Source organism: Streptosporangium sp. NPDC049078 (assembly GCF_040648855.1).
Lineage (GTDB): Bacteria > Actinomycetota > Actinomycetes > Streptosporangiales > Streptosporangiaceae > Streptosporangium.
This window is the reverse complement of sequence record NZ_JBEZEL010000010.1, coordinates 107733-131221: the sequence shown is the minus strand read 5'-3', so window position 1 is coordinate 131221 and position 23489 is coordinate 107733. Positions and strand designations below refer to the sequence as shown.

Genomic DNA, 23489 nt, shown 5'->3' with positions numbered 1-23489 from the left:
GCGTCCTCGCTCATCAACTCCATTCGCGTTCTGTGACGGGACGTGGCTCGTACGTCCAGGATTGGCATGGTTTCGGGAATGGAGCCGCGGTGAGCTGGAGGCCCGCTGAACTCGGTCAGGGCGGCGACACGGGCCGCCGCCTTGCGCCACCGCGCGGAGCCGCGTTTCTTGCGGGCGAGGTCGCGCTGGGCGCCGGCGAGACGGCCGGCGGAGGCGGCCAGGTGGCGCGGGTTGTCCAGGTGCTCACCGTCGCCGGTGGTGGCCAGCGACGCCACGCCCAGGTCGATCCCGACGGTGGTGCCGGTGGCGGGCAGCGGTTCGGCGGGCACGTCGTCACACGACACGATCACGTACCAGCGCGAGCCCTCCCGCTTGACGCCGATCGTCGGCCGGGCGGGGTTCGTCCAGGAACGCGCACCCTGTCGAAAACGGACACGGACTCCAGGATTACGGACAAGAACGCGCACGATCATGATCTGCGCGAGTGGCCGTGCCGTAGACCTGCTGGAGGAAAGCGAGCCACGCGCCCGCCGGGATCGGGGGACACGTGACCGCCAACTCACGTCATCAGCGGTGGGAACGGAGAGGACGTACAAATGCGAGTCAAGAACACGCTTACCATGGCGACCACCTCGGTGGTGGCCGGGGGAATCCTGCTGTTCGCAAGCCCGGCGGCGACTGCGGCCACCGCCATCACGGCGTCGCGGAGTGCCGAGGCGACGCACGGTGCGAGCGCCTCCGCACCGTCAGTGTGGTGGACGGAGGGCTACTACATGTTCCATTACGAGTGCGTCCAGTCGGGCACGGCATGGGTCGCCATGGGCGCAAGGTCGTACGCCTGCGATCAGGCGGGACCCGCGAACTACCCGTGGAGACTCCGCATCCTGGACTGAACGGTCTCCTTCGGGCGGCAAGAGTGAAGCCTTTCGATGAGGCGTCCTGCTTCGGTCGTGAGGACTTCGAGGTCTCTGTCGATGTCGAACCCGACGGTGAAGGTGGTTGCGAGTCCTACGTCGACGGGGGCTGGAGATTTCTTCAAGCGGAGAGTTTTACATGCGGAGCGTGTGGGCTGCGGCTGCGCAATCCTGGCGAGTCGGAGGCGCCGGCCTGGACCTCAACGTTCATATGCCGGGAAAGGAGGGGAGGAGGATGAGCTTTCCGATTGGTGAAGCGCACGTCGCGGCCGTCGTGTCCTCCAATCTCGTGACAGTTGGCACGACGGCGGCCCGGCCCGCGATCAGTCGCTGTGTCCGTCGAGTCGGCTGCCCGGCTCGGGGTCGGTGACGGGAAACAGCTCCAGCTGCTCGGAGACGGGCTCCTGCGTGGTCAGCTTCAGGCAGCGGCGGCAGGTGACCGCGCCCCGGAAGGGATCTCGGGATCGGTGAAGCCTCTTCCTCTTCGTTGAGGTTTTCGTCGTGGTGGCGAAGCCGAGGAGTCGTGTGTCAGCCCCGGTTGAGGATGACTCGGTCTGGTACTGGGCGCCGCCCTGGCAGAGGACGCCTGCTCACGCAGAGGTTGGCTCCGTACACCAGTTCAGGCGCCTCAACCGCTCGCTGGGCAGAGGTGGCCTCGCATCGCCGGGGCCTGGGCGCCACCCGGTGCCGCTCCGGGAACGGCTGACCGCAGACGGCCTTGGGTTCCGGCGTACCCAAGGATGCACGACCTCCCAGCCCCCCCAACAGCCTGGGCTCGCCCTTTGGGTTCGCACGAACTCAGGGCTTGAGCAGCAGCTGAGCGGCCGAGCCCGGCAGTCTTCGCGCGGGTCTTGCGACGTCGCCGCGTGACGGCACGATCCGGCGCGGGCGACGTATCGTCCGCGCCGGGTGTGAGGTTCCCCCCGCAGGACCGGCGGCTGCTTGGCCAGCGGAGCCCTCTTTTCCTCGGTCAGTGCCTGTTCCAGCGCATCCAGGGTCTGTCCGGCCACCGCCGGCCCGGCCGACTCCTGGTGCGCCCGCACGATCGTGGAGTCCACGCTGACCACCTCCAGCCCGAGTTCTACCAGCCACGACCAGCCCTCACCAAGATCCGAACTTTGAACAGTTCCCAGTCCTCGGCCATCGCGGTAAAGGTGAATCCGGTGCTCGTCGTACGGCGCAGCGGAATGTCGCACTTGATCCGGCGCAGCACCTCGTTCCTGCTGATGCCCAACCCCTGGGCGAGGAGCCGTTCCGGACGCACCGGCACCGGATCCTCGAAGACGACCTCCACCCGCACCGGCCACGCCTCGTCGGACCATGCCGACCGGATGTCCAGCCGCCAGGCCCCTGTCCAGTCCAGGACGAAGCGATTGCGCCTGGCGAGCAGCGGATCCAGCAGCCTGGACACCACCAGTTCCGGATCGTTGACGCGGTAGCCGTGAAGTTCGGCCGGATCGAAGGATGTGACCGGTGCCCGCTCGTGCACGGTGAGCTTGCTCGTCCGATCGCAGGACACGCAGCGCACCAGCAGCCACACGTCCAGCAGCTTGCCGTTGGCGTTGACGCGGAACCTGCCCTTGCCGGGGGTGGCCGACTCCGACCGGCAGTCCACGCACCGCAGTGACAGCAGAGGAAGCCTGGTCCGGCGAACGACCCAGGGCAGCACGATATGAGGTTGTGAAGACATGATCTCTCTAGACCTGACACGAGGCCGATTGCGCGCGACCTCAAACGCTGTAGGACCGGGCGCACACGGGCAGCCCGGCAGGACCGACGGGAAGGTCGGCTACAGGTGAGCGAAAGAAGGTGTCAGGTCTGGAAAGCAGGCGGGGGCACGCGGTTTTGTCCTCTGTCCTCACTGCGACGGGGCTGGGAGGCAACCTACGGGAACGCGAAAAGAAGACTCAAACGGTTTTCCGGCGGCGCTATCGGCCCCTGGCTGACGAAGGCCTCCGAGGGGACCGGCATCCGTCGCCGGTGTCCACGGCTTCGTGTCAGCCCTGGGTGATGACACAGAACTCGTTGCCCGCCGGGTCGGTGAGAACGATCCACGAGACGTCCGTCCTCACTGCCCAGGCCCACGTCCGCGGGCGTCGCCCCCGACTCCCGCAGGCGCGCGACCAACTCCGCCTGATGGGCCGCGGGCGAACGTCACCGCCGTATCGACGTCAGACGGCGCGGCGGGAGCGGGTCAGGGCCAGCCCGCCGAGTGCCATGGCGATCAGCCCCACCGCCAGGGCCATGAAGCCCCCGACTATTCCGTACCCGGTGCCGGGACCACCGTCCGCGGCGGCCACGACCAGCCCGCCGACGACCGCGCCGACCGCCCCCGCCACCAGAGCCACGACGGCCCCCCTTCTCCCGGAGCCGGAGCCGATACGCCCCGCGGAGCGTGCCAGGGCGAGCCCGCCGACGACCACGCCGGCCACCCCCAGCAGCACGGCGATCAGGGACCACAGACGCCCGGCGGTCATGGTGTAGGCGCCGACGGGGTCCAGTTGGGCCGAGGCGTGCGCGGCCGCCGGTGCGGCGAGTGCGAGGACCGCGATCGGGGCGGCCGCGACGGCGAGCAGGTGACGGACGGACATGGGGCGCTCCTTTTCTGTGTCTTCTCCGGCGAACCGGATGTCGCCCGATCATGTCCGCCGGACCCGTCGCCGGTCGTCCCGCACGGGCGGGCACTTCGCGCTGCCACCGACGCGCACCCGGTTGCCGTGAACGCCGTAGGAGCCGCGAAAGATACCGCGGATGCGGTAGCCGGAGACTGGTCCGCGCGCAGGAGTCGCCCGCGAGGACATCCGGCTAAGGTCCCCCCATGGGGACAGGACGGTCCGGCGTGCGGGCGAATGCCACAGACTGGGTGATCGCCGTCGGCGTGGCGGCGACACTGCTGGTCACCGGGCTGTCCGGGCGGCACTCCACCCCCCACCTGGAGCTGCTCGGCTACGCGCTGCTGGCGGCCGGCGGCCTGGTGCTGGTCGCGCGCCGTCGTGCTCCACTCGTCGTCCTGGCCGTCACCGGGCTGTGCGCGGTGGGTTACCAGGCGGCCGGTTTCGACGTGCCCGCCGTCGCGTACCTGTTCGCGGTGTACGCGGCCGTGCGGGCGGGGCACCGCGTCTTCACGGTGGCGGCGAGCGTGATCATGCTGGCCCTTCTTCCGCTCGCGGCCCTGGCCGCGGGGTCGCACGACACGGGTGAGGCGTTCGCGCAGGCCCGAGGTGCCCTTGAGCTGGCCTGGCTGATCGCGGCCGGCGCCGCGGGGGAGGCGCTGCGGCAGGCCGAGCGGCGGGCGGACGAGGCCGAGCGCACCCGGGAGGAGACCGCGCGGCGCCGCGCCGACGAGGAGCGGCTGCACATCGCGCGGGAGTTGCACGATTCGCTCACCCACCAGATCTCGATCATCAAGGTGCAGTCCGAGGTCGCCGTCCATGTGGCCCGCAAGCGTGGTGAGCAGGTGCCGGAGGCCCTGCTGGCGATCCGGGAGGCCGGTCGCGAGGCGACCCGGGAACTGCGGGCGACCCTGGAGGCGCTGCGCGAGGAGGATCCGACCCCGCCGCGCGGCCTCGACCATGTCGCCGAACTGGTGGAACGGGCCCGGACCGGCGGTTTGGAGGCGACGCTGACGATCGAGGGGCGACGACACGACGTGCCGGCCGCGGTGGAGCGGACCGTCTACCGGATCGTTCAGGAGTCGTTGACCAACATCGCACGTCACGCCGCCGCCGCGACGGCGTCGGTCCGGATCGACTACCGTCCCGACACCCTCGCGATACGCGTCGACGACGACGGCAAGGCCAGGTCGGACGCGGCCCCGGTGCCCGGTGTCGGTCTGCTCGGGATGCGCGAACGGGTCACCGCCCTCGGCGGGCACCTGCGGGCGGCACCGCGCGAGGAGGGCGGGTTCACCGTCCAGGCCGAACTTCCCGTGGAGCGGACGTCGTGATCCGGGTCCTGCTCGTCGACGACCAGCCGCTCGTCCGCAGCGGATTTCGCGCGCTCCTCGACCTCGAGGACGACATCGAGGTGGTGGCCGAGGCCGCCGACGGCAGGCAGGGGCTCGCCCTGGCCAGGGAACACCTGCCCGACGTCGCTCTCGTCGACATCCAGATGCCGGTCGTCGACGGCATCGAGGCGACCCGGCTCATCGCCGCGGACCCGGCCCTGGCCGGGGTGCATGTCGTCATCCTGACCAACTACGGCCTGGACGAACACGTCTTCAACGCGCTACGCGCCGGCGCGGCCGGATTCCTCGTCAAGGACATCGTGCCCGAGGACTTCCTGCACGCGGTACGCGTCGCCGCCCGGGGCGACGCGCTGCTCGCCCCCTCGATCACCCGCAGGCTCATCAACCGGTACATCGCCCAGTCGCCCCGGCCCGGCGCCGGCACCGGTCTGAAAGAGCTCACCAACCGTGAACGCGAGGCCGTCGCCCTGGTCGCGCGGGGTCTGTCCAACGACGAGATCGCCGACCGTATGGTGATCAGCTCGTTGACCGCGAAAACCCACATCAACCGGGCCATGACCAAGCTTCATGCCCGCGACCGCGCCCAACTCGTGGTCCTCGCCTACGAATCGGGCCTGGTGGTCCCACACGACTCCTGACCTTCGCGATCGCTCGTCGCGCGCGTGCCGTCGCCGGCGCGCGGGCCGTACCGGTGCAGCGCCTCGACCTGCTCGTAGGACGGCACCTCGCCGGTGACCGGTTCGCCCCGGGCCACCGCCAGCGCCGTGGTGACGGCCGTGCGCAACGCCGCCCGAAACAGCAGCGACCCGTAGCTGACGCGGGCCACCCCCAGTTCGGCGAGCCGTCGCATCGGCACGCCGGGGGAGACGAGCACGTTCAGCGGTGCCCCGGCCCCGGCCACCAGCGCCTCGATGTCCCGCTCGGCACTCGCGCCCGGTACGAAGACCCCGTCGGCCCCCGCCTCGCGGTAGGCGCGGGTCCTTTCCAGCGCCAGAGCCGGGGCATCGGGCAGGTTCAGCCAGAACGCGTCGGTACGGGCGTTGAGGAACACCTCGGGAACCCGGCTCTTGACCACCGCGACCAGTTCGGCCTGCGCAGAAAGGCCGGCCAGGCGGTCACCGCGCCCGTCTTCGAGGTTGATCCCCGCCACTCCCAGTCCGGCCAGCTCCGCCACCAGGTCGGCGACCCGCTCGGGCGCCTCGGCGAAGCCCGCCTCGATGTCCACCGTCACCGGGACGCCCAGTCTCGTTATCGTCCGTGCCAGCCGCAGTGTCTCCTCCCGCGTCGCCCGCCCGGCGTCGGGCTTGCCCGCCGCGGCGGCCACCCCCAGGCTCGTCGTCCCGATCGCGGCGAACCCCGCCTGTGCCAGGGCCGCCGCGGAGGCGTGGTCCCACGCGCAGGGAAGCAGCAGCGGCTCGTCCGCGTGGTGCAGCGCCCTGAAGCGCGCGAACGTCATCGGGTCGCCGCCTCGATCGTCCCGGCCGCCAGTGCCAGCGCGACGTGCCTGCCCGGGCAGGCACGCGGCCCCGCCCCGAACGTCAGGTACTCCGCTTCGCCTCCCGCGCGCGGGAGGTCCCGGTCAGGGAGTGCCTGCGGATCCCGGCCGGCCTCCGTGACGTCGAGCACCACGATCCTCCCGTCGCCGGGCGTCCTGCGGCGCAGCGTCCGGACCGGAGGATCGTGGCGCAGTGTCTCGTCCAGCAGTTCCTCCACCGACCACGCCTCGGCCGGGCGCGACTTCGCGGGAGTGGTTCCCCCTCCCGCCGGAAACCGTGTCGCTGCGGCGGCCAGGGCTCCGCGGACCAGGGCGACGGTGGGAGCGTATGCCTGGGCGAGCAGTCCCGCCAGCACGGCCAGCCGCTCGGAAGACGGGTCACCCAGCAGGCGCGAGAGCTCCACCAGCCCTTGGTCGGCCACGTCCCTGCTCTTCTCCTCGCCAGGCCCGGCCCCGACGCCGGGCAGGTAGGCCGGGGCGATCGCCGCGACGGCCCGCACGGCACTCGGCCCGTCCTCGGCGCGTACGCCCAGCGCGATGGCGAGGACCAGCACCGGAACCTGTTCCGGGGGACAGGGGGCAGGGGCGATGTCCCACGAGGCCAGCCGGAACGCCTCGGCGCGCAACGCGCCCGGGTCCAGCTCGGCCAGTACCGCCACCCCCGCGGCCCGGCGCTCGGCGTGCATGGACCCCTCGGTGAAGCGGCCGACCGCTCCGCGCAGCCACGCCACGGTCAACGCGAACGGCGGGCGCGGTACGGGGTCGACGGTGAAACGGGAGTCGGCCAGCACGGCCCGTATCTCGGCGGGACGGCTCACGACCAGCGGGTCGGACGTCATCGGTTCTCCTTGAGTGGGCGCCTCCCCTCTCGGTCGGTGGGCGAAGGAGAAGGCGCGGGACTCGGTGATCTTCAGAAGGTTAGACGCCGGACGTTTCGGCACCTGCCGAAACGTCCGCGTCCACTCACCCGCGTCCACTCACCCGCGTCCACTCACCCGCGTCCACTCACCCGCGTCCACTCACCCGCGTCCACTCACCCGCGTCCACTCACCCGAGGCGAAGTCGGCGATGACCGGGGGCGGCTGCTGTGTGGAGGCCGCGCACACCGAGGTCGTGGTCCCGGCCACGGCGCTCGCCGCTCAGCCGCGCCAGCCGTCCTCGTCCACCCCGCCGGGCACCTCCGCCTGCGGGTCGTAGGGGGTACGGGTGAAGACGAAGGTGTTGAGGTCCAGGTGGCTGAGGGAGCCGTCGGGCCTGCGGACCACGCGGAGGGTCTCGCCCGCGTAGTAGCCGTCCAGCCCGAGCCAGGTCCCGTCGTCCTGGGCGGTGAACCGCGAGGCCCGTCCCGCGCCGCCGATCGGGTTGAGGGAGAGACCGCCCTCGGGCAACAGCCGCAGCGCGTACGCGCTGGGCCCCCAGTACCACGGACCGGTGAGCTCCAGCAGACCTGCGGTGTCGGCGACGGGCTGCCATTCGTCGGGCAGGCGCGGCTCGTGCTGGTCGAGGATGGCCAGCAGGTCGCTCAGCAGGGTGCGGCCGACGCCCGCGGTGGAGTTGGCGGTGAACAGCACGCCGACCTTGTCGGCGGGGTCGGCCCACACCGTGGCCAAAAAGCCCGGCATGGAGCCGGTGTGACCGGCCAGGCGGCGGCCGCCCGCCCGGGCCAGTTGCAGGCCCAGGCCGTATCCGCCCGTCCAGGCGTCGCCGTCGTCGACGATCGCCGGCTCGCGCATCTCCGCCACGGTGTCCGGGGCGAGCACGTCCCCGGTGTCTCCGGCGACGAACGCCGCCCACCGGGCGAGGTCGGCGGGGGTGGACCACAGCTGCCCGGCCGGGGCCATGGCGACCGCGTCGTGTTCGGGTTCCGGCAGCAGGACGTCCGCCCAGGGGTGCACGGCGTAGCCGGTGGCGTGGGGTGCGCGTGGCCGGGGCGTGGTGTCGCGCATGCCCAGGGGCAGCAGGATCTCCTCGTGCACGGCCTGTGCCCAGTTCACGCCGCGGTGGCGGGCGACCAGCTCGCCCAGCAGGGCGAAGCCCACGTTGGAGTAGTGGTAGCGGCGTCCCGGCCGGTGCCTGGCCGCCTCGGGCCCGAGCGCGGCGACGAGGTCGGCGGCCGGCACGCCCTCGGTCCGCTCCCACCACTGGCCGGGGGACTCGGCGCTCAGCCCCGAGGTGTGCGACAGCAGCTGGGCGACGGTCATCTCACCGACCCGCAGGTCGGGAAGGTGCTTGGTGACCGGGTCGAGCAGGCCGACCTTCCCCTCGTCGCGCAGGCGCATCACCACGACGGCGACCAGGCTCTTGGTGATCGAGCCGATGCGGTACTGGGTGCCCGGGGTGGGGGCGGCCCCATCCACCCGGCCGCGCGCGCCGAACCAGGCGAGCTCCCCGTCACGCACCACGGCGGCGGTCAGCGAGGGCAGGCGTCCCTGGGACTGCTCGACCGCGATCCTGCGCAGCAGCGCGCGAGCCGTACTCTCCAGAACCGGCGACATCAGATGGCTCCTCACCCGACACGAAACCCAACGCGAAAAAGTGCCCCCAGGTTAGTGCCGCCCGAACCGGGAGGGCATCGCCGACGGCTCGGCGCGACGGGCGATCAGCGGCTCCACAGCATCTGGGCTTTCGCCTCCGTACGACGGCGAATGCGACGAAGCCGGCGGTGTGACCGGCCGAGAAGGCGGCGCACGCCGAGCGGGCGGTCCGAGCGGATGCGCGTGCCGAACTTTCGGCCTGGGCACCGGGGCGCCGCCCCGAGCAGGCGTCCGGGAAACCCTCTATCTCGCCAATCCGGGTGATTCCGCGTTGGAACATCGCCGCTGCTGCGGGGGAGGCGGAGCGCCGCTTCGCGAGGGTCTCGTCCGTCCACGGCGGACGACAAGGAAAGGGAAGTATCCACACCTTTCCACTCTTAACGTATAGCGCACCGGGGGGCTTGCCACAAGACCCGGGTCATGCCGCAGAATCGTCGGCCGAAGCCGGAAGTTGCGGAAACGGGGGATGCGAAGTGAGTGTGTTGCCGCCGACGTATGAGGGGGCCGGGAAGGCCTCTCGTCCACCTCGGATCGGAGCCGAGGACGTGAACCCGGTGACGAATCCGCTGACCAGCAGCGCGTTCGACCTTCCCGCTCATCTCGCCGCCAAGGCCGACCCGGCGCTGATCGCCGGCGACGAACGGCACTTCGTGGCCATCGCGCAAAGCCTTGAGCACACGATCGCCGACCTGTCCGGCCGCCTCGACACCGAACGCAGGGCGCCCGGCGGCAAAGGCCGGCAGGCGCTGGACCGGGACCTGGAGATCCACCGGCTGTCGGCTCGCCTGCGCACCCTGCGTCGCTTCGGCCTGGACCTGTGTCTTGGCCACATGGTCGGCGCGGACGATTCCGAGCCCGTGTACATCGGACGGCTCGGCCTCACCGACAGCGCGGGCCGCCGCCTGCTGCTCGACTGGCGCTCTCCGGCGGCCGAGCCGTTCTTCGGAGCGACCCACGCCAACCCGATGGGGCTCGCGAGCCGCCGCAGGTACCGCTGGAGTCGCGGCCGGATCAGCGACTACTGGGACGAGGTGTTCACCCCGGAGGGATTCGAAGGACACCACGCGGCCCTTGACGACCAGTCCGCCTTCATCGCCAGCCTGGGCGGTGACCGGTCGGCCCGGATGCGAGACGTGCTCGGCACCATCCAGGCCGACCAGGACGCCATCATCCGCGCGGGATCTCGCGGGGCTCTCGTCGTCGACGGCGGTCCGGGGACGGGCAAGACCGTCGTCGCCCTGCACCGCTCCGCCTACCTGCTCTACTCCGATCCCCGTCTCGGCCACCACCGGGGCGGTGTGTTGTTCGTCGGCCCGCACCAGCCCTATCTGGCCTACGTCGCCGACGTCCTGCCCAGCCTCGGAGAGGAGGGCGTGCGCACCTGCACCCTGCGAGACCTCGTCGCCGAGGGAGCCGGCGCGACGGTCGAGACCGACCCGCGGGTGGCCCGCCTGAAGGCGTCGGCGGACCTGCTGAAGGCGATCGAGCCGGCCGTCAGGTTCTACGAGAACCCGCCCGCCAAGGGGATGACGGTCACGACCCACTGGTCCGACATCTGGCTGGGCCCCGACGATTGGGCCGAGGCGTTCGGGGCGGCCGAACCCGGCACCTCGCACAACGAGGCACGCGACCAGATCTGGGAGGAACTGCTCAGGATCCTGATCGACAAGCACGACGACGAGGTCTCGGCCGACCTGCTGCGCAGATCGCTGCTGCGAGACGAGGAACTGCTCACCACCTTCAACCGCGCGTGGCCGCTGCTGGAGGCGGCCGACCTCGTCGGAGACCTGTGGTCGGTGCCGGCCTACCTGCGGATGTGCGCTCCCTGGCTCGACCCTGAGGACGTCCGGCGACTGCAGCGCGCCGACGCCCAGGCATGGACGGTGTCGGACCTGCCGTTCCTGGACGCGGCGCGACAACGTCTCGGCGACCCGGAGACGTCACGACGCAGGCGCCGGCAGGAAGCCGCTCTCGCCGCCCAGCGCGAGCGGATGGCCCAGGTCGTCGACAACCTGATCGAGGCCGACGACGACGGTGAAGGGCTCGTGACGCAGTTGCGCCGCGCGGACCTGCAGCGAAATCTGATCGACGAGTCCGAGCTGCCCACCTTCGAACCCGACCTGCTCGCCGGCCCGTTCGCGCACATCGTCGTGGACGAGGCCCAGGAACTCACCGACGCGCAGTGGCAGATGTTGCTGCTGCGCTGCCCGTCGCGGAGCTTCACCATCGTCGGGGACCGTGCCCAGTCCAGGGGCGGTTTCACCGAGTCGTGGAGCGAACGGCTTGAGCGTGTCGGGCTCGACCGGATCACCCTGGCCTCCCTGAGCATCAACTACCGGACGCCGAAGGAGATCATGGCGGAGGCCGAGCCGGTCATCCGGGCCGTGCTCCCGGACGCCAACGTGCCGACCTCCATCCGCGGCGGTGCCGTCCCCGTCGTCCACGGATTGGTCTCGGAGCTGGGCTCGGTCCTTGAGACCTGGCTCGCCGAGCATGCCGAGGGCATCGCCTGTGTCATCGGTGACCCCACGTTCCAGGCGACCTCTCGGGTTCGGTCGCTGACCCCGGAGTTGTCCAAGGGGCTGGAGTTCGACCTGGTCGTCCTCGTCGATCCGGAGACGTTCGGCACGGGTGTCGAAGGAGCGGTCGACCGCTATGTCGCGATGACCCGGGCGACCCAGCGGCTCGTCATCCTGTCAACACCCTGATCGCCCGCCCTGTCCGGCCGGGGTGCGGGGGATCCCCCGCACCCCGGCCGTGTCCGCCGCCGCGTCCGGCGCGCAGGCCGGCGAAGGTCAGGCGTCGGGCCCGGGTACGGCGAGGTCGATCCGGCGAAGGCGGTCCGGCTCCGCGATCACGTCGATCTCGGTGATCCCGTCCTCGGTGATCGTGAAGCCGAGCACCAGGCGCAGGTGACCGTAGGGGGCCATCGCGAGCCCGATCGCCCCGTCGAGCAGGGCGGGTCCGGTGAACCAGGCCCGTTCCATCGCGGCCATCGCGCCCTCGGCCACGGAACGGGAGCCGCGGACCACGAAGGGCTCGGGGGTGGGGATGACCGCTGCGTCGGCCCGGAGCACCACGTCGGGATGGAGCAGGGCGACCAGCGCCTCGAAGTCCCCTGCGCGCGTGGCGGCCAGAAAGGCGTCGACGACCCGGCGCCGGCGGGTCAGGTCGGCGTCGGGGGCCGCGGGTGCCCCTTTGACCCGGCGGCGGGCGCGGCTCGCGAGCTGCCTGGTCGCGGCCGGCGACCGCTCGAGCATCGGGGCGATCTCCTCGAACGGCACGGCGAACATGTCGTGCAGCACGAAGGCGAGACGTTCGGCCGGTGCCAGCGTGTCGAGCACCACCAGCAGCGCCACCCCGACCGAGTCGGCCATCAGCACCTCCCGTTCAGGGTCGGTCCCGGCCTCCTGCCGGCCGATGAGCGTGCCGGTCACCTGCGCGTCGATGGGGTCCTCACGCCGATGCTCGCGCGCACGCAGCATGTTCAGGCACACCCTCGCCACCACCGTGGTCAGCCACCCGCCGAGGTTGTCCACGTCGCCGGCTCCCGCGCGGCTGACGCGCAGCCAGGCCTCCTGCACGGCGTCGTCGGCCTCACTGAGCGAGCCGAGCATCCGGTAGCCCACCGACCGCAGACGAGGCCGATGCTCCTCGAAACGCCCTGCCAGCCATTCGCGTTCGTCCACCGTGTCACATTCCTTCGCCGCCGGGGGTCATAGCAGTACATCCGAAAAACACCAGCCGAAAGTACCGGGAGGTCGACTCCCGGCCGAACGAACACTGGAGAAGCCATGACGGCACCCATCCTGGTCACCGGAGGCACGGGCACGCTCGGCGGCCACGTCGTCCCCCTTTTACGGGAGGCCGGTCGCGAGGTACGGACCCTGAGCCGCCGTGATCACGGGCCCGGCGACGGCGTCGAGCACTTCTCCGCCGACCTGCTCAAGGGCGAGGGGATCGAGCCCGCGGTGAAGGGCGTCGAGACCGTCCTGCACCTGGCGGGCGGCAGCAAGGGCGACGACAAGGCGACGTGGAACCTGGTGGGCGCCGCCTCGAAGGCCGGTGTGCGGCACATCGTGTACATCTCGGTGATCGGGGCGAACACGATGCCGCTGAGCTGGTTCAAGACCCAGCTGGAGGCGGAGCGGGCGGTGACGGACTCCGGTATTCCGTGGACGATGCTGCGCGCGGCCCAGTTCCACGACCTCGTCCTGAAGATCGCGGAGATGATGGGCAGGATGCCGGTGGTCCCGGTCCCGGGCGGGCTGCGCTTCCAGCCGGTCGACTCGCGTGAGGTGGCGGCCCGGCTGGTGCAGCTGACGCTGGGGCGGCCGGCCGGCCTGGTCCCCGACCTCGCGGGACCTGCGGTGTACGGGATGGGGGAACTGGTCGGCGGCTACCTGCGGGCGCGCGGCAAGCGCCGGATGATGATGCCGGTGCGGATGCCGGGAAAGGCCGGCAAGGCCTACCGGGCCGGGGAGAACCTGTCGCTGGACGGGGCCGATGTGGGCAGGCGGACCTGGGAGGAGTTCCTGGCGGAGCGGGTGCGCTAGCGCGCCGGCGTCTTCGTCCGTGACACGCGCGCGGCTTTGGGGACGTCCGGCTCCATGCCGCCCGCCCTGCCGGTCGTTCCTTGCACGCCGGCCGCCTCGGGGCGGCCGGCGTGCAAGGGGCGGCTGCGGTGACCGGGTCGCCTAAGGGGGGGGGATCGAGCCGGTGAGGGGATCCTCCGTCCGGCGGCGGTGGCGCGCCGCCGGGGGTGGCCGGTGCTCGGGGGCGGCCTTGCGGGCGCTGGCCAGCGCGGCCAGGGCCGTGGTGATCGGGACGGCCGCGATGAGTCCCAGGGTGCCCACCACGCTGCGGACGATCTCGGTGGCGATGACCGGGTTGGTCACCACCTCGCCGATGGGCTGGTCGCCGACGCTGACCAGCAGCAGCAGCGGCAGGGAGGCTCCGGCGTAGGCGAGGATGATCGTGTTGATCACCGAGGCGATGTGGGCGCGGCCGACCCGGGCGGCGGCCCGGTACAGCTGGGCGAAGGTGTAGCCGGGGTTGGCGTGCGCGAGCTCGGTGACGGTGGCGGCCTGGGTGACGGTGACGTCGTCCAGGACACCGAGCGAGCCGATGATGATGCTGGCCAGCAGCAGGCCCTCGGTGTTGATCCGGTAGCTGACGTCCAGGTAGAACGAGCTCTCGTCGGTGATCCCGTTGAGCTGGGCGAGGCCGATGGCCGCGTACGACAGCACGCCGGTCAGGCTGAGGCTGACCAGAGTGCCGACCACGGCCATCGAGGTGGGGACGGTGAAGCCGTGGGTGAGATAGAGCACCGCGAGCATGATCGCCGCGGCGCCGACGATGGCGACCAGCAGCGGCTGCTGCCCGGTCAGGATCGCCGGGATGACGAACAACAGGAGCAGTACGAAGGTGACGGCCAGCCCGATCAGCGCCATCACCCCGCGCCAGCGGCCAAAAGCGACCACCGCCGCGGCGAACGCGGCACCGGCCAGCCACAGCGGCGAGGAGCGGTCGTGGTCGGAGATCTGGTACGGCGGCACCTCCAGCTCACCGCCCAGCTCACCGTCACCGCCGGGGGTGTGGACCAGGATCACGTCGTCGCCCGCGGCGAACCTCTGCGAACCGGGCCCGCTGGGAAGGCCGCTGGTGACGAAGTGACCGGCCTCGGGCCCGCTGGTCAGCTCGACCTTGGCGTCGCCGCAGGTGGCGGGGTCGGCCGGCCGCTGCTCGCCGGAGGGTTGCCCGTCGGCGGGCGGCTCCTGCGGGCACGGGGTGAGGGTGATGGCGGTGATCGTCCCGGTCACCCGTTGCAGGCCGGCAGGTTGCTGCCCGCTGGAGGTGAGCTTCGCGGGCCACATCCAGATCAGGGCGATCAGCGTGGCCAGCGCCAGGGGGACGATGACGGCCAGCGTCGCCCACACCGTGCCACGGGAGCTGGGGGCGGCCGGGCCGTGCGAGTGGTTGGCACCCATGGTCGAAAAAGCTCTCCTCAGGGACGGTAAAGGCGAAAGTACCGCACCTGGGAGGCGGCCGTGGCGCCGCGGCGGCTCAACAGGACCGGTGAGGGCGGCAAACGTGGGTGTCCTGCGCGTTCATCCTGATGGATGGCGCTTTCGGGTCATTGTGGAAGGCCGAAGTGGTGGGTGAGCGCGGCGCGCAGCGTGGCGGTGTCCCCGGCGGACCCGGCGGACCCGGCGGACCCGGCGGACCAGGCGGACCAGGCGACGAAGCAGTCGGGGCGCACGAGTAACGCGGTCGCTGTCGTGCCCTGCAGTGGGCCGGTGACCACGTCGACCCGGTCTCGCCATGGCGCGGTGACCTCGGCGTAGGCGCCCGTGGAGTCCAGCAGCAGCGGCCGGGCGGCGCGGGTCAGTTCGGCGAGGCGTTTCGGGCCGTGCTCACCGTGCACGACCACGTCGGGGGCGCAGCGGCCGGCCATCGGGTCGGCGGGGTCGGCGGGGTAGCGGGTGTCCGCGCCGGACATCAGCGCCGCGATGTGCCCGGTCACCTCGGGCTTGCGCAGCAGTTCGGCGAAGAGTTCCCGCAGACCGGTGATCTCCTCGCCGGGGCCGATGAGCGCCGCCTGCGCCTGGGTGGACATGACGACCCGTTCGGCGACGGGGCGACGTTCGGTCTCGTAGGTGTCGAGCAGGCCCTGCGGCGCCCAGCCGCGCACCGTGGCCGCGAGCTTCCATCCCAGGTTGGCGGCGTCCTGCAGGCCCAGGTTGAGGCCGGGGCCGCCCATCGCGGGGTGCACGTGCGCGGCGTCACCGACCAGCAGCACCCGGCCGGCGCGGTAGCGGGCGGCGATACGGGTGTTGCCGCCGGTCAGCCGCCGCAGCAGGCCGGGCCCGTCGGGCGCACCGATGGGGACGTCTGCGCCGAGCACCCGGGCGACGCTGGCGCGTAGCTCGGCCAGGTTCATCGGGGTCTCCTCGCCCGCCGGCGCGTCGGGCCACTCATGCGTGCTCAGGATCGCCGGGCGGCCGGGGAACGGGGCCCAGGCGATGAGGCCGCGCGCGGTGCGGGTGTGCTGGAACGGCGGGAGGACACCGTAGCCGGGGACCCGCAGGCCGCCGGTCCCGGGGTCGAGGAAGGAGTCCGGGACGGTCACGGTGGCGGTGCGGGAGATCGACCGGTCGTTGGTGACGCCGGGGAAGTCGATGCCGGCCAGGCGGCGCACCGTGCTGCGGCCGCCGTCGGCGCCGACGAGGAAACGGCAGGTGAGCCGCCTGCCGTCGGCCAGGCGGACCTCGACCGCTTCGGGGTGTTGGCACACGTCGACGACCTCGTGGCCGCGACGCAGGTCGACTCCGAGCTCGGCGGCCCGGGCGGCGAGGGCGGCCTCGAGCCGGGCTTGCGGCACACCGAGCACGTAGTGCGGGTTGTCCGCGAGCATCGTGAGGTCCAGCGGGAACGCGCCGAAGGTGAAGGCCGGCTGGGGGGAGGGCGGAGTGCTCTCGCCGCTGAGCCGCGCGTAGAGGCCGCGCCGGTCGAGCAGGCGGACGACCTGCCCGACCAGGCCGTTGGCTCGGGACTCGCCGGTGGGCGCGGCGTGGCGTTCGAGGACGACGGGGTGGACGCCGGCGAGGGCCAGTTCGCAGGCGAGCATGAGGCCGTTGGGCCCGGCTCCGGCGATGAGGACATCAATCATGATCGTTTTCCTTTGCTGGGCGTGCGTCATCGCCACGGCGGGCGCGGCACGCGGCCGGCCCGCCGCGGGGTGTGACGCGGCTGCGGGGGTGGGTGAGGCGGTGTCTTGGGCGAGGAGTGAGAGCTTTAGCGGGGCGGCGCCGGGAGGCCGGCGGCGACCTGGGTGAAGGCGTCGGTGATGAGGCGCTCGATCGGGGTGGGCGGGGCGGCGCTGTCGAGATAGTGCCGCACGGCGACGGCGACGGCGGCGCTGGCCGCGGCCGCGACGAGCCTTGGATACATGTCGGTGGCGAGGTCGGTGCCGGTGCGCTCGGCGACCGCGGCGGCCAGCTCGGCCTCGGCGACCGCGACCGCGCGCAGTCGCTCGCCCTGCAGCGCGGGCTCGGCGAGCATGGCGCGTACGCCGGTCACCCACTGGGTGTGTACGGGGGAGGGCATCGCCTCGACCTCGGGGCCGGGCGTGAACTGCTCCAGCGCGGCCCCGGTGAGCGCGGCCCACAGCGGCTCGTCGGCGGGGCGTTCGCGCAGCGCGGCGGCGGTGCGCAGGCTGCGGTCGAGGTGGCGGAAGGCGATCGCCTCGGCCTTGCTGGAGAAGTAGTTGTTGAAGGTGCGCGGGGAGACACCGGCCGCCTCGGCGATGTCCTCGACGCGGACGTTGTCGTAGCCGCGCTCCACGGTGAGGTGGATCGCGGCCCAGCCGAGCGCCGCCCGCGTCTCGGCCTTCTTGCGCTCTCGCAGCCCCGTCATACCGCCACACTAGCACTAGTTGCGTGTCGCGCAAATATGCGTGACACGCAAAAAATGACCTCTTGCCTCGTGTGAGGCAAGGGGCGGCCGGGCCTGCCCCGGTGGCGCGTCAGTCGTCAAAGTCACCGAGGTCACCGAACCCTCCCGCCGTATCCACGACAGTGGCCGGTGACGGCGGTGTGGACCGCGTCCGGGCACGGAGGGGGCGTATCAGGCGCGGCCGGGTCAGCGCTTCCACTCCCTGTCGTCCGGCGTGACGGTCTGCTTGAGGAAGACGACGCCGTCGACCCTGCCGAGCCGGGCCGGGTCCAGCGGGAAATAGGCGAAGTCGTGGGAGACGCGCGGGACGGGCTTCGTGAGGGTCTCGGCCAGGCGGCGGGCGTCGACGAGAGAGTGCTCCCACGGGAGGGTGGACAACAGGCCCTCGACGGTGTCCGGAGGCGGGGTGTCGTCGCCGAACGTGCCGAAGGCCGAGGCCAGGAAGGCGTACCGGTCGCCCAGGTGCGCCTCGGTGATCGCTCCCGCGCTCCACCACTCCAGTTGCCGGTCACCGAGCGACATGAGGCTCTTGTCGCGATGCAGGTGAAGGTTGTGGGCGAAGACCAGGGCCGGACCGCTCTCGGCGACGGCGCGCAGGTTGGCGGCCATCATCGCGTCCCGCAGACCCGACAGCCTGGCCATCCGGGCCGGGGAGGTGTCGGCCATCCAGTGGTGGTAGCGCAGCAGGCCGACGGCGGTGCGCCCGTACAGCGCCGCCTGCTCCCTGTCGGGCCGGCTCAGCCCGGGTGCCTGGATGTCGAGCAGCGCCACCAGGTCGTCGGCGATCAGCCGCAGCCGCCGGGCGTCGGCGGACTGGCCGATCGACTGGGACGGATCCATCACCGTGGCCTCGTTCGTCCACCGCCGGTCCGGGCCCAGCAGCGCCTCCAGGGTTTCCACGGTGCAGGGCAGCGGGCCCTCCAGGAGGGCGTACAGGGCGGTGAGCGCCTGGCGCGGGCTCTCGGCCCAGTACTCCAGCGGGCCGTCGAAGCCGAAGAACCGAAGCTTTTCCTCGTGCTGCTCGTTGTGGGCGCGCATCCAGCGCACGAGTTCGCGGTTGGCCGCGAAGGCGCCGAAGTTGTGGCTGAAGCCGCGTTCCATGACGTCGTCGAGCGTGCCCACGCCCGTGGTGACGTAGTCGTCCACCACCAGGCCCTTAAGGCAGTCGCTCTCGATGGCGAACGACCGATATCCCTCGTGCTCGGCCAGATGCCGGAAGATCTCGTTGCGCAGCTCGCCCAGCTCCCCCACGAAGTGCCTGGCCTCGCCCAGGCCGAGGAGCAGGGGCCGGGCGGCGAGCGAGCGCAGGAACGCCGAGACGCCCGTGCCGTCGAGCGGCCGGGCCGTGTCCTTGATATCCATGCCTTAAACGGTATCGTTGAACACTCGGTGTAAACTTTTGCGGGAATTACCCGCTGTTGTCGCGACGGACCTTCAAACGATGGTGTATTCATGAGGCCGGTGGACCTGGCGCGCGAGCATGGTCTGTCCACCCAGGCGATCAGAAACTACGAGGGGGCCGGCATCCTGCCCGCCGCCGGACGCAGCGTCCACGGCTATCGCAGCTACACGCCGTTGCACGCCCAGGCCCTGCGCGCGTTCCTCGCCCTGGTGCCCGGGCACGGCCACCAGCGGGCCACGTCGATCATGCGGGCGGCCAACCGGGGTGCCACCGAGGAGGCGCTGCGGTTCATCGACGACAGCCATGGCCAGCTCCTGGAGGACCGCCGCACCCTGCAGGCCGTCGAGGCCGCGCTGGGTGACCTGGCGCCGGTGCCGCCGGAGCGCGGCGACACCTTCATCGGCCCCCTGGCCAGGAGGCTCGGCATCCGCCCCGCCACCTTGCGTAAATGGGAGGGTGCAGGCCTGGTCAAGCCGCGCCGCGACCCGCGGACGGGCTACCGGGTCTACAGTCCGGCCGACGTGCGCGACGTCCGGCTGGTCCACCAGCTGCGGCGCGGCGGCTACCTTCTGGAGCAGATCGCCCCGCTGATCGCCCAGGTCCGCTCCGCCGGAGGCGTCGCCCCGCTGGAGTCGACGTTGCGCGACTGGCGCGCCCGCCTGTCGGCCCGGGGCCGCGCCATGCTCAAGGGCGCCGCCGAACTGGACGCCTACCTGCGGGCCCTCGACGCCTGAAGGCGGCTTTGAGAGTCAGCTCGTGTCACGGGGGATCAGCTGCAGCCCCAACGCCATCTCGCGGACGGCGCCGGGCCGGTCGAGGCGTTGGATGAGAAGTTCCATCGCGGCACGGCCGGACTCCTCCAAGGGCTGGCGCACGGTGGTGAGTTCCAGGGCCTCGGCCAGGTCGCTGTCGTCGAAGCCGACCACCGCCAGGTCCTCGGGGACGGTGAGGCCGAGGTCGCGGGCGGCCCTCAGTGTTCCCGCCGCGAGGGTGTCGTCGGCGGCGAAGACGGCCGAGGGGCGATCCGGCGCCGACAACAGCTCCCTGGCGACGGCGCGGGCCGGTGCGACGCCGTGTCCGGCCAGCCGCACGTCGCCGTCGAGGAGAAGGTGGCCCGCTTCGGCCAGGGCCGAGCGGTAGCCGGCGAGGCGCTGCTGGGAGGGCGAGAGGTACAGGCCGGATCTCTGCGTCTCGCCGAGGAAGCCGAACCGGCGGTGACCACGGCTGATCAGGTGTTCGGCCACCAGCCGGCCGCCGACGGCGTCGTCGGTGTGCACGGAGTCGAAGCGGGGGTGGCGGACGTCGATCAGCACCGTCGGCAGCCGCATGCCGCTCAGGCGGCCGGCCACCGCCTCGTCCAGGGTGAGACTGATGACGACGAGCCCGTCCAGGCGTCCGGTGATGGGCAGGCTGGCGAGCAGGGGGGAGGCGCTCTGCGCGGCCGACTCCTGGTCGAACAGGACGATTTCCAGGGGACGGTGGCCCACGGCCCGCAGGATGCCGTTCAGGCGCCGGGCGACCGACGGATAGGAGGTGAACGGCGCGATGACGCCGACGCGCCCCACACCTCGCCGTGCCTTGGCGATCGCGTCCTGCTTGGGCACGAAGCCGAGCGCGTCCGCGGCCTGGAGGACCTTGCGCCTGGTCTCCTGACTGACCCGGGCCGGGGAGTTGAGGGCGAGCGAGACGGTGGAGATGCTGACGCCCGCCGCGGTGGCGACGTCGTAGATGGTCGTCCTGGCCGCCACGTGCCCCTCCTCCCGCGAGACGTGCTCTCGCCGTCGGCAGGAATCGTATCAAGTGCCGGAAAGGATCGAAGTGCTTCGATAGAAGCGTTTGACATTTTCGCCGGAGGCCCCGTCTCATGGTGGGGAAACGGCTGCGCGGCCGGTGCCCGGATGGCACAGGGCACGACCGCGTCATGTCGAGGGTCTTGGCGAGCCTGCGCATCGACGAACAAAGGAGAGGGCATGAGCCGTTCGTACGTGGTGACGGGAGGGGGCCGAGGCATCGGCAGGGCCGTCGTCGAGCGCCTGCTCGGCGAGGGCGCCGTCGTGGTCGCCGTCGAGCGCGATCCGGCGGCCCTGACCTGGACGCAGGGCCATTCCGCCGGCGCACGCCTGGTCGGCGTGGTCGGCGACGCGGCCGACGAGAGCGTGGCGCGGCGAGCCGCCGACGCCGCGCAGGCCGCGGGCCCCCTCGCCGGTTGGGTCAACAACGCCGCCGTGTTCGGGGACGCCTCCCTGCACTCGGCCACGACCGCACGCGTGCTGGAGCTCATCGCGGCCAACCTCGACGCCGCCGTCGTCGGCTGTGCCACCGCGATCCGCCGCTTCCTCGCGGCCCGCACACCGGGGGCGATCGTCAACCTCTCCTCACACCAGGCGCGCCGGGCGGTCCCCGGCTGCCTGCCGTACGTGACGGCCAAGGCGGCCGTCGAGGGGATGACCCGTGCGCTCGCGGTCGAGTACGGGCCGTCCGGCATCCGCGTCAACGTCGTGGCGCCGGGTTCGGTGGACACCGAGCGCTACGCGCACTTCCTCGGCTCCCAGCAGCCCGCGGCGGCCGCCCGCATCCAGCGCCAGATGGCGCTGTTGCACCCGCTGGGCCGGGTGGCGCGCTCCGCGGAGGTCGCGGCCGCGATCGTCTACCTGCTCTCGGACGACGCCGGCTTCATCACCGGCGCGACCGTGCCCGTCGACGGCGGCCGGTCGGTGCTCGCGCACGATCCCGAGTCATGATTTCCGGCCAACGGCGGCCGCCGTGCGGGCCCACGCCGATCCCGGGTGATGGGACGCTCCTCCTCACCCGGCCGCTGGGCGCCCAGCGACCACTGCCCCGATAGGGCGATCCGGCGTCGAGCGCGCCGAGGCGGAACACCCCCTTTCACCAGGAATGATATGAACGCTTCCGGCAGGGTAGGGCCGGATTCATGGACGGGGAACGGCAGGACGGCGCTGCCTGGCGCGCCGAGGTGGAAAGAGGATTCGTCGCCGAGGTGGAGTCGGGACGGCTGAAGCTTCCGCTGCCCGGTGCCGGGCGGACCAGGCTGCGCTGGGAGGCGCTGGCCGCGCTGGCCCGGCGGGACCTGTCGCTGGCGCGGCTGTGCGAGGGGCACACCGACGCCGTCGCGATCCTCGCCGAACTCGCCGGGCCCGCACCGGCGGCCGGCAGCCGGTGGGGTGTGTGGGCCGCGCAGCCTCCCGGCCCGTCCCTGTCGGCGCGTCCGGTGGCCACCGGATGGCGGCTGAGCGGGACCAAACGGTACTGCTCGGGAGCGCGGGTGTGCACCCACGCCCTGGTGACCGCCGAGACTCCGGACGGCCACCGGCTGTTCGCCGTGGCGGCCGAGGACCTGCGGCCGGTGGAGGGCAGCTGGCCGGCGACGGGAATGGCCGCCAGTGACACCCTGGACGTCCGCTTCGACGATGTCGCGGGCGAGCCGGTGGGGCCGGTGGAGGGGTATGTCAGAAGGCCCGGTTTCCACCAGGGCGGCGCGGGTGTGGCCGCGTGCTGGTACGGAGGGGCCAAAGGCGTGGCCGAGGCGTTGCTCGCCGCAGCGGCCGAGCGGGAGGTCGGCCCGCACGCCCTGGCCCACCTGGGCGCGGTCGACGTGGCGCTGCGGACCGCGAAGGCCGCCTTGGAGGAGGCGGCCGACGAGATCGACGCCGACCCACGCGACCTCAAGAACGCGGGAAGAACGCGTTCCCTGCGGCTCAAGGCGCTGGTGGAGGCCGTGGCCACCGACGTCATGGGGCGGGTGGGCAGGGCGCTGGGCGCCGGGCCGCTCGGCCACGACGCCGCGCACGGGCGCCGGGTCGCCGACCTCACGGTCTACCTGCGCCAGCATCACGCCGAACGCGACCTCGCCGCGCTGGGAGCGATCGTCGCCGAGCAGGGAGCCCGATGGTGAGCGCCGAACGAGCCGACCGCGCCGAGCGGGACGCCGGGGACGACCTTCCCCCCAATCCCATCGACGCCCCGGGCACCCGCGAGTCCGAGTGGCGCGCCTGGCCGGGACTCGGCGCGCTTTCGGCGCTCGCCCACGACAACTGGCGCAGCGCGGTGGTGGTCGCCGCCCACCCCGACGACGAGGTGCTGGGCGTGGGCGGGCTGCTGTCGCTGCTGGCGGCCTCGGGCGTGCGGCTGCGCCTGGTCGCCGTCACCGACGGCGAGGCCTCCCATCCGGACATCGCCGACGCGGCGGCGCTGGCGGCGCGGCGGGTGCGGGAGACCGGGGCCGCGCTGGAGGCCCTGGGCGCCGGCGACGTCGAGATCGTGCGGCTGGGCATGCCGGACACCGCTCTCGCGGCCCGCGAGGGCGAGCTCACCCAGGCGCTGAAGGAGGCCTCGGCCGGCTTCCAGGTGTGCCTGGCCCCGTGGGAGGCGGACGCGCACTCCGACCACGAGGCCGCCGGCAGGGCCGCGGCCGCCGCGGGGTTGCGCCCCTACTTCTACCCGATCTGGGCCTGGCACTGGGCCAGGCCCGGCGACGGGCGGCTGCCCTGGGAGCGGGCGTCGCGGATCTGCCTGCCGCCGGCGGTCCTGGCGCGCAAACGGGAGGCCATCGGCTGTTTCGCCAGCCAGCTGGAACCCCGCGCCGCCGGCCTGGAGGCGGTGCTGCCCCCCGGCATCGTCGCCCACTTCACCCGCGAGTACGAGGTGCTCTTTCGTTGACATCCCTTCCACCGCCGCAGTCCACCGGACCCCACGCCGGAGG

General features: G+C 72.1%; 20 protein-coding genes and 1 pseudogene. 9 read left to right on the top strand and 12 right to left on the bottom strand.

Annotation, left to right across the window (positions count from 1 at the left end):
- Positions 1-128: 128 nt before the first annotated feature.
- Positions 129-473 (bottom strand): annotated as a pseudogene (locus AB0B90_RS18595) (transposase); the annotation flags it as partial.
- Positions 474-596: 123 nt separating this feature from the next.
- Here AB0B90_RS18595 and AB0B90_RS18590 point away from each other — a divergent pair.
- A complete protein-coding gene (locus AB0B90_RS18590) occupies positions 597-893 on the top strand; it encodes a hypothetical protein (protein ID WP_362923640.1) in 297 nt (98 codons plus the stop codon).
- Between the two features lie 1102 nt (positions 894-1995).
- Here AB0B90_RS18590 and AB0B90_RS18585 read toward each other — a convergent pair.
- Positions 1996-2583, bottom strand: a complete 588-nt coding sequence (locus AB0B90_RS18585; protein WP_362923638.1) for a DUF1062 domain-containing protein — start codon at positions 2581-2583, stop codon at positions 1996-1998.
- Between the two features lie 502 nt (positions 2584-3085).
- On the bottom strand, positions 3086-3505 hold the full coding sequence (locus AB0B90_RS18580) for a DUF6223 family protein (protein ID WP_350949682.1): 420 nt from the start codon (positions 3503-3505) through the stop codon (positions 3086-3088).
- 227 nt (positions 3506-3732) lie between these two features.
- On the opposite strand from AB0B90_RS18580, the gene AB0B90_RS18575 reads away from it, so the two are divergent.
- Together AB0B90_RS18575 and AB0B90_RS18570 are read left to right on the top strand one after the other, a co-directional pair.
- Complete coding sequence (locus AB0B90_RS18575; protein WP_362923635.1) at positions 3733-4860, top strand: histidine kinase; 1128 nt, start codon at positions 3733-3735, stop codon at positions 4858-4860.
- Complete coding sequence (locus AB0B90_RS18570) at positions 4857-5519, top strand: response regulator transcription factor (protein ID WP_350949684.1); 663 nt, start codon at positions 4857-4859, stop codon at positions 5517-5519. Before AB0B90_RS18575 ends, AB0B90_RS18570 begins: the two co-directional genes overlap by 4 nt.
- Here AB0B90_RS18570 and AB0B90_RS18565 read toward each other — a convergent pair.
- The 3 genes from AB0B90_RS18565 to AB0B90_RS18555 all read right to left on the bottom strand — a co-directional run bounded on the left by AB0B90_RS18565 (position 5483) and on the right by AB0B90_RS18555 (position 8871).
- Positions 5483-6337 (bottom strand): isocitrate lyase/phosphoenolpyruvate mutase family protein, encoded by an 855-nt coding sequence (locus AB0B90_RS18565; protein WP_350949685.1) that lies wholly within the window; start codon positions 6335-6337, stop codon positions 5483-5485. The genes AB0B90_RS18570 and AB0B90_RS18565 overlap by 37 nt on opposite strands.
- Positions 6334-7215, bottom strand: a complete 882-nt coding sequence (locus AB0B90_RS18560) for a hypothetical protein (RefSeq protein ID WP_362923632.1) — start codon at positions 7213-7215, stop codon at positions 6334-6336. Before AB0B90_RS18560 ends, AB0B90_RS18565 begins: the two co-directional genes overlap by 4 nt.
- 300 nt (positions 7216-7515) lie before the next feature.
- Positions 7516-8871 (bottom strand): serine hydrolase domain-containing protein, encoded by a 1356-nt coding sequence (locus tag AB0B90_RS18555; protein WP_350949687.1) that lies wholly within the window; start codon positions 8869-8871, stop codon positions 7516-7518.
- 593 nt (positions 8872-9464) lie between these two features.
- On the opposite strand from AB0B90_RS18555, the gene helR reads away from it, so the two are divergent.
- The gene (helR, locus tag AB0B90_RS18550) at positions 9465-11618 is read left to right on the top strand and encodes an RNA polymerase recycling motor ATPase HelR (RefSeq protein ID WP_362923630.1); all 2154 of its coding nucleotides are present in this window, start codon (positions 9465-9467) and stop codon (positions 11616-11618) included.
- An 87-nt stretch (positions 11619-11705) separates the two neighbouring features.
- Here the strand turns inward: helR and AB0B90_RS18545 are convergent, their stop codons facing one another.
- Positions 11706-12599 carry a sigma-70 family RNA polymerase sigma factor gene (locus AB0B90_RS18545; RefSeq protein WP_362923628.1) on the bottom strand — a complete coding sequence of 298 codons (894 nt, stop codon included), beginning with the start codon at positions 12597-12599 and terminating at the stop codon, positions 11706-11708.
- 105 nt (positions 12600-12704) lie between these two features.
- Here AB0B90_RS18545 and AB0B90_RS18540 point away from each other — a divergent pair, with 105 nt between their 5' ends.
- A complete protein-coding gene (locus tag AB0B90_RS18540; RefSeq protein ID WP_362904246.1) occupies positions 12705-13466 on the top strand; it encodes an NAD(P)H-binding protein in 762 nt (253 codons plus the stop codon).
- Positions 13467-13607: 141 nt separating this feature from the next.
- Here the strand turns inward: AB0B90_RS18540 and AB0B90_RS18535 are convergent, their stop codons facing one another.
- The 4 genes from AB0B90_RS18535 to AB0B90_RS18520 form a co-directional block, all read right to left on the bottom strand.
- Entirely contained in the window at positions 13608-14900 is a 1293-nt protein-coding gene (locus AB0B90_RS18535) for a YibE/F family protein (RefSeq protein ID WP_362923626.1), read from the bottom strand.
- Positions 14901-15046: 146 nt separating this feature from the next.
- Positions 15047-16582 carry an FAD-dependent monooxygenase gene (locus AB0B90_RS18530; protein ID WP_362923624.1) on the bottom strand — a complete coding sequence of 512 codons (1536 nt, stop codon included), beginning with the start codon at positions 16580-16582 and terminating at the stop codon, positions 15047-15049.
- A 125-nt stretch (positions 16583-16707) separates the two neighbouring features.
- A complete protein-coding gene (locus AB0B90_RS18525; protein ID WP_350949693.1) occupies positions 16708-17328 on the bottom strand; it encodes a helix-turn-helix domain-containing protein in 621 nt (206 codons plus the stop codon).
- A gap of 225 nt (positions 17329-17553) precedes the next feature.
- The gene (locus tag AB0B90_RS18520) at positions 17554-18729 is read right to left on the bottom strand and encodes an erythromycin esterase family protein (RefSeq protein ID WP_362923621.1); all 1176 of its coding nucleotides are present in this window, start codon (positions 18727-18729) and stop codon (positions 17554-17556) included.
- A 90-nt stretch (positions 18730-18819) separates the two neighbouring features.
- Between AB0B90_RS18520 and AB0B90_RS18515 the strand changes: the two genes are divergently transcribed.
- Positions 18820-19503: a TioE family transcriptional regulator gene (locus tag AB0B90_RS18515; protein ID WP_362923619.1), complete on the top strand. Its 684-nt coding sequence runs from the start codon at positions 18820-18822 to the stop codon at positions 19501-19503.
- Between the two features lie 15 nt (positions 19504-19518).
- Here AB0B90_RS18515 and AB0B90_RS18510 read toward each other — a convergent pair whose 3' ends face one another.
- A complete protein-coding gene (locus AB0B90_RS18510; RefSeq protein WP_350949696.1) occupies positions 19519-20517 on the bottom strand; it encodes a LacI family DNA-binding transcriptional regulator in 999 nt (332 codons plus the stop codon).
- A 222-nt stretch (positions 20518-20739) separates the two neighbouring features.
- On the opposite strand from AB0B90_RS18510, the gene AB0B90_RS18505 reads away from it, so the two are divergent.
- From AB0B90_RS18505 to AB0B90_RS18495, 3 genes are all read left to right on the top strand, one after another.
- Positions 20740-21510 carry an SDR family oxidoreductase gene (locus AB0B90_RS18505; RefSeq protein WP_362923616.1) on the top strand — a complete coding sequence of 257 codons (771 nt, stop codon included), beginning with the start codon at positions 20740-20742 and terminating at the stop codon, positions 21508-21510.
- Between the two features lie 191 nt (positions 21511-21701).
- A complete protein-coding gene (locus tag AB0B90_RS18500) occupies positions 21702-22682 on the top strand; it encodes an acyl-CoA dehydrogenase (protein WP_362923614.1) in 981 nt (326 codons plus the stop codon).
- Entirely contained in the window at positions 22679-23446 is a 768-nt protein-coding gene (locus tag AB0B90_RS18495) for a PIG-L family deacetylase (protein ID WP_350949699.1), read from the top strand. Before AB0B90_RS18500 ends, AB0B90_RS18495 begins: the two co-directional genes overlap by 4 nt.
- The last annotated feature ends 43 nt before the right edge of the window (positions 23447-23489 follow it).

What these genes read in the sequence shown, in the direction of transcription:
- AB0B90_RS18590 (WP_362923640.1), top strand. Translation starts at nt 597, where the DNA reads ATGCGAGTCAAGAACACGCTTACCATGGCGACCACCTCGGTGGTGGCC.
- AB0B90_RS18580 (WP_350949682.1), bottom strand. Translation starts at nt 3,505, where the DNA reads ATGTCCGTCCGTCACCTGCTCGCCGTCGCGGCCGCCCCGATCGCGGTC.
- AB0B90_RS18575 (WP_362923635.1), top strand. Translation starts at nt 3,733, where the DNA reads ATGGGGACAGGACGGTCCGGCGTGCGGGCGAATGCCACAGACTGGGTG.
- AB0B90_RS18565 (WP_350949685.1), bottom strand. Translation starts at nt 6,337, where the DNA reads ATGACGTTCGCGCGCTTCAGGGCGCTGCACCACGCGGACGAGCCGCTG.
- AB0B90_RS18560 (WP_362923632.1), bottom strand. Translation starts at nt 7,215, where the DNA reads ATGACGTCCGACCCGCTGGTCGTGAGCCGTCCCGCCGAGATACGGGCC.
- AB0B90_RS18555 (WP_350949687.1), bottom strand. Translation starts at nt 8,871, where the DNA reads ATGTCGCCGGTTCTGGAGAGTACGGCTCGCGCGCTGCTGCGCAGGATC.
- AB0B90_RS18540 (WP_362904246.1), top strand. Translation starts at nt 12,705, where the DNA reads ATGACGGCACCCATCCTGGTCACCGGAGGCACGGGCACGCTCGGCGGC.
- AB0B90_RS18535 (WP_362923626.1), bottom strand. Translation starts at nt 14,900, where the DNA reads ATGGGTGCCAACCACTCGCACGGCCCGGCCGCCCCCAGCTCCCGTGGC.
- AB0B90_RS18530 (WP_362923624.1), bottom strand. Translation starts at nt 16,582, where the DNA reads ATGATTGATGTCCTCATCGCCGGAGCCGGGCCCAACGGCCTCATGCTC.
- AB0B90_RS18525 (WP_350949693.1), bottom strand. Translation starts at nt 17,328, where the DNA reads ATGACGGGGCTGCGAGAGCGCAAGAAGGCCGAGACGCGGGCGGCGCTC.
- AB0B90_RS18520 (WP_362923621.1), bottom strand. Translation starts at nt 18,729, where the DNA reads ATGGATATCAAGGACACGGCCCGGCCGCTCGACGGCACGGGCGTCTCG.
- AB0B90_RS18515 (WP_362923619.1), top strand. Translation starts at nt 18,820, where the DNA reads ATGAGGCCGGTGGACCTGGCGCGCGAGCATGGTCTGTCCACCCAGGCG.
- AB0B90_RS18505 (WP_362923616.1), top strand. Translation starts at nt 20,740, where the DNA reads ATGAGCCGTTCGTACGTGGTGACGGGAGGGGGCCGAGGCATCGGCAGG.
- AB0B90_RS18500 (WP_362923614.1), top strand. Translation starts at nt 21,702, where the DNA reads ATGGACGGGGAACGGCAGGACGGCGCTGCCTGGCGCGCCGAGGTGGAA.